This is a genomic window from Stenomitos rutilans, assembly GCF_059505485.1.
This window is the reverse complement of the sequence record NZ_JCACKR010000018.1, coordinates 1-7680: the sequence shown is the minus strand read 5'-3', so window position 1 is coordinate 7680 and position 7680 is coordinate 1. Positions and strand designations below refer to the sequence as shown.

8 protein-coding genes are annotated in these 7680 nt (G+C 51.2%); 4 read left to right on the top strand and 4 right to left on the bottom strand.

Annotation, left to right across the window (positions count from 1 at the left end; genetic code table 11):
• Positions 1-59 precede the first annotated feature (59 nt).
• Positions 60-704, top strand: coding sequence for a DUF4351 domain-containing protein (locus AC5JLP_RS01950; protein ID WP_496066212.1), 645 nt, complete (start codon positions 60-62; stop codon positions 702-704).
• Between the two features lie 48 nt (positions 705-752).
• Here the strand turns inward: AC5JLP_RS01950 and AC5JLP_RS01945 are convergent, their stop codons facing one another.
• Together AC5JLP_RS01945 and AC5JLP_RS01940 are read right to left on the bottom strand one after the other, a co-directional pair.
• Positions 753-1520, bottom strand: coding sequence for an RNA ligase family protein (locus tag AC5JLP_RS01945; RefSeq protein WP_496066211.1), 768 nt, complete (start codon positions 1518-1520; stop codon positions 753-755).
• A gap of 149 nt (positions 1521-1669) precedes the next feature.
• Complete coding sequence (locus AC5JLP_RS01940; protein WP_496066210.1) at positions 1670-1891, bottom strand: hypothetical protein; 222 nt, start codon at positions 1889-1891, stop codon at positions 1670-1672.
• A 282-nt stretch (positions 1892-2173) separates the two neighbouring features.
• Here AC5JLP_RS01940 and AC5JLP_RS01935 point away from each other — a divergent pair, with 282 nt between their 5' ends.
• Together AC5JLP_RS01935 and panB are read left to right on the top strand one after the other, a co-directional pair.
• Positions 2174-3337, top strand: coding sequence for a ligand-binding sensor domain-containing protein (locus AC5JLP_RS01935; protein WP_496066209.1), 1164 nt, complete (start codon positions 2174-2176; stop codon positions 3335-3337).
• Between the two features lie 202 nt (positions 3338-3539).
• A complete protein-coding gene (panB, locus tag AC5JLP_RS01930) occupies positions 3540-4319 on the top strand; it encodes a 3-methyl-2-oxobutanoate hydroxymethyltransferase (protein ID WP_496066208.1) in 780 nt (259 codons plus the stop codon).
• Between the two features lie 33 nt (positions 4320-4352).
• Here panB and AC5JLP_RS01925 read toward each other — a convergent pair whose 3' ends face one another.
• Complete coding sequence (locus AC5JLP_RS01925) at positions 4353-5903, bottom strand: mercuric reductase (protein ID WP_496066207.1); 1551 nt, start codon at positions 5901-5903, stop codon at positions 4353-4355.
• 147 nt (positions 5904-6050) lie between these two features.
• Positions 6051-7190: an arsenosugar biosynthesis radical SAM (seleno)protein ArsS gene (arsS, locus tag AC5JLP_RS01920; RefSeq protein WP_496066206.1), complete on the bottom strand. Its 1140-nt coding sequence runs from the start codon at positions 7188-7190 to the stop codon at positions 6051-6053.
• Between the two features lie 101 nt (positions 7191-7291).
• On the opposite strand from arsS, the gene AC5JLP_RS01915 reads away from it, so the two are divergent.
• On the top strand, positions 7292-7663 hold the full coding sequence (locus AC5JLP_RS01915) for a hypothetical protein (RefSeq protein ID WP_496066205.1): 372 nt from the start codon (positions 7292-7294) through the stop codon (positions 7661-7663).
• The last annotated feature ends 17 nt before the right edge of the window (positions 7664-7680 follow it).

The window sequence follows — 7680 nt, the reverse complement described above, 5'->3', positions numbered from 1 at the left end:
GCACGGTTTCGGAGGAGAGGGGGTAGACGGTAACGCCTGCCCTCGACTCTTCGACTCACTTGCGTATTTTCGATCGCTTTCACAGTCACGCGACCAGCCTAGCCATTCTTTGTGATAGTAATGCCCAATGGCGACCGAATTACTATCACGTTGGCAATGCTGACACAGAGTTAACGTTTCGGTTTGGCATGGTGAAGTTGCTCGATTACCGCGATCGGTGGACGAAACTGGAGTGCGATCGCAATCCCTTTGCCGTTGTCGTGATGGCGCATCTAAAGGCGCAAGAAACTCAACGAGATTCTCAGCAACGTAAAGAGTCGAAGTTGAGCTTAATTCGGCGGTTGTATGAGCAAGGCTATGAGCGACGAGAGATTCTCAACCTGTTTCGATTGGTTGATTGGGTTATGATCCTTCCAAAAGGATTAGGTCGGGAGTTTTGGCAGCAGTTAAAGGCTTACGAGGAGGAACGACGGATGCCTTACATCAGCAGCGTCGAGCGCATGGGAATCGAGCAGGGAATCGAGCAGGGAGAGCGATCGCTGGTTCTACGACTCCTGACCCGAAAAGTAGGAACATTGCCTGAATCAGCAACTACGCAAATCAATGCTTTACCCCTTGCTGAGCTAGAGGCACTGGGGGAAGCCTTGCTGAACTTTTCTCACCTGTCCGATTTGGAAGCATGGCTGACAGAGCAGAAACAGTAGACGATCGCCAGCTACTCGAAAGAGTCATCTAAAACTCAAACGAGCGCTCTATTTGCGGCGTTTGGCGTGACGTTCATAATCCTCAAAACGCAACTTTGCAATTGCATCTCTTGAAAAAGTTCTTGCAACGATACCTTCAGCTCGACCACCTGCGCCCCGATCTAGAGCAACGTTAGTCTGTGGCAACATCACTTGAAGAAACTCATACGTTTCTTGAATACCAACGGGAAGCGCTTCAACGATTGCAAGTCTAGGTGTTAGTTCAAATCCATAATCTTTCGATACTTCATTAAGGTGCTCTTCATTCAGAAATGCTTGTCTACCATTGTCTCGCCAAGCAGCTATTTGCTGAACAGGTTTACTAAACTGCGCCTCAAAATCTGTGAGCACGGCAGCATCAAATAGTCGCCAACCGACACTTTGCTGTGCCGTGTATTGCTTGCTAGCAGCAGTAACCTTACCGCCATACACTTCAAGGTAGGCGACGACAATCTTGCTCTGTGGCCGAGGTATAGAATCTGCAACGCCTTTGAGAGCTTCTACAATACCGAGCGCCGGATTGCCAATGAGATCGCCTTTTGCAAAAAGCAACTCTTCTCTACTCCCTAAGACAAAGCTGCCATCCGGCAACAAGATGATGCGAGAGTTTGTACCATCTACTTTTTCTGTTAGAACAACCCTACCCTCCAAGAGAACAGTCTCTTCCAGCAACATTCCCTTACTGCCAAGCGTATGATAAGTCGGAATACTAGGATATTTAGTCATGGAGTTGAGTTTGGTTAAATCGCAACTCCGTAGTGAAAATTCGTCACTCATAATTACTACGCTAGAGATTAACATACTACAATTGTAGTATGTTAATCTCTAGCCTCAATCTTTCTAAACTTTTCAAAAAAAAACTAAAGCGACTGCTCAACAATCACTCAGGCAACAACAATAGCTAGATTTTCTATAAAAACTAAAGGCTATTTCCCTGACTCTTGCCGTTCGATCGCGCGTTCGGTGCGAGCATTGGGATCAGCTTTTGGCTGCCAAAGTTTGAATGAACCTGTCATCCAATGATCCAGGGCAACGCGCGTTTTGTAGCTGGCACCGCTCAAGGGTTGGGGCAAAAATTGATCACCGAAGCCAATAAATACGAGCGCCAACATTAAAAGAATAGGAATGGCTACTTTGCTGTTAAACATGGCTGAGGTCAGTAAAGGCCGGATGAAGTGGGTAAGGTTATTGTTCCCTGTTACGTCACGGTGAATGATGGAAGATCGCACCCCAGACTCAGATTTTAGACGGTTGAACGAGAAGCATGAAGGGTTTTCCCAATGGCACCCGATCACACGGTAGCTATTTCGTTAAGTCTAACGTTCATCTCAAAAGACTCGCAGTATCATGGGGCGCAAGAGGCAAACCTGATGTTATGGCGATCGCGCTCAAGCTCTTGGATTGCTAGCGTTATTGTCAGTGGAGGGTGAATGATGGACTGTGCTAAGTGGCTGGAGCGATCGCTCATAGGTCGATTAGTTGTGGGGCGATCGGTGAGAATTGCCCTGATGTTTTTGAGTTTGCAGGGGATGAGCGATCGTCCTGGCATGGCTACAACAGCGGTAGCAAATAGTGTCTCTAGCCATGCTACTCAAAAGCAGCAAACCCTCGCACAGACAACGGGCGATCCCAATGCGGCACCGCTTTACCCGTCGGCGGCTCCACCCCCTGCGGTTACGCCTTTACCCAATCAACGGCAACAGCAAGAAGAGCAATCCATTAATGCTGATTATCGCATCAGTGCCCTCCAGCCTGTGGGCAGCAGTACCCTTTGGGTTGGCTCCTGGCAAGGGTTAGCGCAGATCAATCCCAGTAGCGGTAAAATTCGGGCGCGGATCAGCTTGCCCAATCAAACGGTGGGTGCATTGGCGATTGATCGGGTAGGGCGGCTATGGGTAGGCACTTACGACGGGCTAGTGCGCCTTGATCCTCGTACAGGGGAGGTGACGGCACAGAATTTTTCGCTGCCTTCCAATCGTGTCTTGTCGTTGCTGATTGACAAGCGAGGCTATCTTTGGGTCGGTACCGATGATGGACTGGCGCTCATTAGCCCCGATCGAGGGCTGTTGATGACGACACTCAAGAATCTACCCGGTGTTAGTGCCAATGCATTAAGCCTGGATGCTAACGGGAACCTGTGGGTAGGGACGCTAGACAGCCTGGTGCAGATCAGCACAGCCAGCGCGACGATCATGAAGCGTGTTGGTAATTTGCCGGGAACCACCGTTCAAACTCTGGCGCTTAGCTCTTGGGGGACACTCTGGATGGGCACACCGAACGGACTGTTAGAGCTAGACAAAGCTGGCGAGCAGGTGCGATCGGTGACTCAACTACGTGGACGTAATGTTACGGCGCTTCAGTTCGACAAGGTGAACAGTCTGTGGGTGGGTACTACAACGGGATTACTGCGAATTAATCCGTTTAATGGTGCCTCTGCGGGTGCGATCGGCAGGTTGCCGTCCAGCCGTGTGCTTTCCCTTGCGCCTGATACAGGTGACAAACTTTGGGTCGGCACCAGTGAGGGGCTGGCCTGGGTCAGCATGACGACCTTTCGGACGGGAGCGCACAATACGTTTAGTCGCAGCGGACGGTGAGGAGTGGGGATAGGGACAGGGGACAGGGTGTAGGGTGTAGGGTTCAAAGAGATAGAGATGGGGTATTACCTGCTTGGCACTTGTCGGATGGGATAAAGACATTGAGTGAGCAGCAACAAGCTTATTCGGTTATCTGTACCTTTCATGCTGTCCCCTTTCCTCGGTACCCTAGACCCTAGACCCTCCATCCTTCACCCCCTCAATGCCAGTTACGACTCATCAGTTAACTCAGTGGAAACAGCAAGGACGCACGATCGTGGCATTGACTGCCTGGGATTATGCGATCGGCCACGTGCTAGATGAGGCAGGCGTTGACTTGATTTTGGTGGGTGATTCGCTAGCAATGGTTGCTCTGGGGTATGACACTACACTGCCGATTACATTAGATGAGATCCTGCATCATGCCAAAGCGGTGCGACGAGGCGTGACACGGGCGCTGGTCGTCGCTGATCTACCGTTTATGAGCTATCAGGAAAGTGTACAACAGGCGTTGCATTCTGCGGGACGGGCTTTGAAAGAGGCGGGCGTTCAGGCGGTAAAGCTAGAAGGGGGTAACCCCGCGATCGTGGCAACGGTAGCTCAATTGGTGCAGGCAGGTATTCCGGTCATGGGGCATGTCGGACTCACGCCTCAGTCTGTGCATCGTCTGGGCTATCGGCAGCAGGGTAAGTCGCCCGAAACGGCAGAGCATATCCTGGCAGAGGCGATCGCGCTAGAGCAGGCAGGAGCCTTTGCAATTGTGCTGGAGCATATGCCCAGTGACCTGGCTCAGCAAATAACACAGAAATTATCGATTCCGACGATCGGCATTGGAGCAGGCCCCCATTGTGATGGGCAGGTCTTGGTGACGGCGGACTTGCTCGGTCTTTCAGTGCGCCAACCACCCTTCGCCAAGTCTTACATCAACTTACGCGAAACCATTACACAGGCAGTCCAGGCGTATGGTGCCGAAGTCAAGGAAGGAACGTTTCCGCCAGAGTAGAGAGTAGGGTGCAGGGTATAGGGAACACTTACGCTAGCTGAACTTGTTGACGACTTTGAGCAGAAATTGAGTCGTGGGGTTGAGAAAGGCGTTGCGGTAGTAAGTGTCTGCAGCCTTCTTAATGGCTTCTGCTTGAGTGGGATAGGGATGAATCACTCTGGCAATGGCTTTCAGTCCTTGTTTGGTCACCATTGCTAGTGTGATTTCGCTAATCATCTCCCCTGCGTGCTTTGCCACGATCGTGGCACCCAAGATTTTGTCAGAACCCTGTTTCAGCAGGACTTTGAGCAAGCCTTCGGGTTCGCCATCGGTCAAGGCGCGATCGACATCCGAGAACGGAATCACGATCGTCTGTGTTTGCATCCCTTTAGCGTGTGCCTCCGCTTCGTACAGACCCACGTGAGCAATTTCAGGATCGGTGTAAGTAACCCACGGCATGATCAGACTGCTGAGCTTGCTGCGTCCCAGTCCCAAAGGCGCAAATAGGACATTTTTGATAACAAGGCGTGCGGCGGCATCCGCTGCATGGGTAAATTTCCACTGCATGCAGACGTCGCCCGCTGCATAGATCTGGAAATTGGTGGTTTGCAAATAATCATTCACTTCCACACCCTGATGGATATCGTACTTGACCCCAACGGCCTCTAGATTGAGACCTTCGACGTTGGGCGATCGTCCCGCACTAATCAGAATTTCATCGACCACCACGGTTCTGGTTTTGCCGTGCCGCTGATAGTGGATTACTTTTCCCACATCGGTCTGTTCTACTCGCTCAATGGTGCAATCCAGCAGGAGTTTCAGCCCTTCCTGCAAAAAGCGCTGTTGCACTAACTCAGCGGCATCGCCATCTTCGCGATCGAGCAGATGCCCATTCTTATGCAACAACGTGACTTCGCTCCCCAAGCGCTGAAATGCCTGCGCCAGTTCACACCCAATCGGCCCACCGCCAATAACCGCTAAGCGGGCTGGTCGATCGGTCAGTGAAAAAACGGTTTCGTTGGTGAGAAAGCCCGTTTCTGCCAGCCCAGGAATTTTGGGATGCGTAGCACGGGCACCTGTGGCAATGACGGCTTTTTTGAAGTGGAGGCGGACATTGTCAACAGCGATCGTCTGGTCATCCACAAACCGAGCGCTTCCCAGAAAGACATCAATGCCCTGAGCGCTAAAGGTTTGTGCCGAATCGTGATGGCTAATCTCGGCTCGCACTCGCCGCATTCGCTGCATCACCGCCGCAAAATCTACCTTTACTGATTCTGGCGGCTGAATGCCAAAGGGTGCTGATTCTCGCATCGTTGCCGCCACCCGTGAAGACTGAATCACCGTTTTAGACGGCACACAACCTAGATTGAGGCAATCACCTCCCATCAAATCTTTTTCAATCAACGCAATCTTCAAGCCCAGCTTTAAACCTGCCGCACCCGCCGCTACCACTAAGCCCGCCGTGCCAGCCCCAATAACCACCAGATCGTACAGCGGTGCAGGTTCAGGATTCACCCAATCGATCGGGTGTACCTGTGCTAACAACGCCTGATTGTAGTCATCCAGCGGTTGCACAAACGGTTCGTTGAGAATGGAGTGGGGCATGAGGGAGTGGGGATGAGGGGGAGGCAGAGGAGGCGGGGGGAGCGGGGAAGGCAGGGGGAGCAGGGGAGGAGTTTTGAGTTAAAAGTTTTGAGTTGCTCTTTAGCCCACTCCCCACTCCCACCTTCAGCCTCCTGCCTTCTACCTTCCCTAAACGATCGCCCCACTACACGAACTTCCCGCACCCGCTGTACAACCAAAACAATGATGTCCAGTGATAATTTCACGTTGAGCCAGCATCTCTAGATTGAAATCGCGGATGTGAGAGCGTTGCCCATTGGATTGCTGCACTTCGAGATCTAGCATTTGGTTGAAATCGCAGTCAAAGAGGCGGCCATCCCAGGAAATGGAGAGCGTGTTGCGACACATCAAGCCCGCGATCGTGCCGGGATTGAATGCATTCACCAGACGTTCCATATACGCTTGCAGATTACCGGATGTTTCCAGCCATTCCAGGTAGCGCGAAATCGGCATGTTGTTGAGGGCAATGAGGCGATCGAAAGTGATCCCGTAATTTTCTTGCAGCCCGTTTCGCCATTCTTTTTCGATACAGGGATTCTTTTTGGCAAGGCATGTGCCTACTGGATTTGTCACCAGAACTAATTGCTTCTGGGGATCACCTTTCCCATATCCGGCTGCATTTAATCGCTGTAAGGCTGTAATGGATTTCTCAAAAGTGCCGTCGCCGCGTTGAGTGTCGGTGTTTTCTTGCTGGTAGTGGGGCAATGAGCAGACAATCTCAACGCCGCGTGCCGCTAACCATTCCGGCAAATCTTGCATTCTTGGTAGCAATAGAACGGTGAGATTGCAGCGATCAATCACATGCTTCCCACGCGCCACGCATTGATCCACCAGGTAGCGAAAATGGGGATTCATTTCCGGTGCACCGCCTGTGATATCAACTGTATGCGCTTCTGTTTGATCCAGCACTTGCAAGCAGGCACCGATCGTCGCGCGATCCATATTTTCTGCCGTGCGCGTTGGGCCAGCATCCACATGGCAATGGCTGCATGTCATGTTACACAGCTTGCCAAGATTGATTTGAAAAATCTCTAATTTGGTTGGCTGTAGCGTCTGCCACTGATGCGCTGCCAGCGTTTCAGCAAAGTTGCCCTGCTGCGGTGTGTGGGACAAATCTACGGCTGCAAGGTCTGCAAGCTGTTGGTGTGGATCAGCAAGCCGCGATCGACCATACAGCACAGCCGTTTTTGCGTTGGATGGAAAGGTGGATGGGTGCCGTTCAAGGTTAGTCTTAATACCAACCGTCAAGTTCTGTACGGTTTCAGACATTAAAAATCCTTTGCAGCCTGCTTGGGGTCTTCTGTTAAAAGCTTATCGTTTACAAACGGGTGCTGACCGCTTCATGTTGAAACTGTTTTGGGAGCGATTGGATGGAACTTGAATGCTATGAAAAATGGGAACCTGTGGACGGGATTATAATCCCTGTGGGCCGCGCTCAGATTAACGAAGATGAGCAAGGGCTATTGGTTACGTTAATTTTTTCTGAGCTGATCGACGGGCTTAATACAGACCTCCGGCTATACTTCGGTCGCGTAGCAGCCTACACCGTTCACGAAGAATTTGTCCATCCTTGGAATGCCTATGCTGCTGAACCTGTTCCGAAGTTTGATGAAGGAAAGTGGAAGGGCTGGACTTTTCCACTTCTTATGGTCAAGCATTCAGTGTGGCTGAAATCTTTCGAGGATCACCAACTGATAGATTATTCGGTAGTGCGTCAATCTGATGTGGGCTTGATAGAGTAGAGAGGCTCATTCACTAG

Excerpts from the sequence above, each read along its gene's own strand:
- arsS (WP_496066206.1), bottom strand. The coding sequence starts at position 7,190 with ATGTCTGAAACCGTACAGAACTTGACGGTTGGTATTAAGACTAACCTT.
- AC5JLP_RS01925 (WP_496066207.1), bottom strand. The coding sequence starts at position 5,903 with ATGCCCCACTCCATTCTCAACGAACCGTTTGTGCAACCGCTGGATGAC.
- AC5JLP_RS01940 (WP_496066210.1), bottom strand. The coding sequence starts at position 1,891 with ATGTTTAACAGCAAAGTAGCCATTCCTATTCTTTTAATGTTGGCGCTC.
- AC5JLP_RS01935 (WP_496066209.1), top strand. The coding sequence starts at position 2,174 with ATGATGGACTGTGCTAAGTGGCTGGAGCGATCGCTCATAGGTCGATTA.
- AC5JLP_RS01945 (WP_496066211.1), bottom strand. The coding sequence starts at position 1,520 with ATGAGTGACGAATTTTCACTACGGAGTTGCGATTTAACCAAACTCAAC.
- AC5JLP_RS01915 (WP_496066205.1), top strand. The coding sequence starts at position 7,292 with ATGGAACTTGAATGCTATGAAAAATGGGAACCTGTGGACGGGATTATA.
- panB (WP_496066208.1), top strand. The coding sequence starts at position 3,540 with ATGCCAGTTACGACTCATCAGTTAACTCAGTGGAAACAGCAAGGACGC.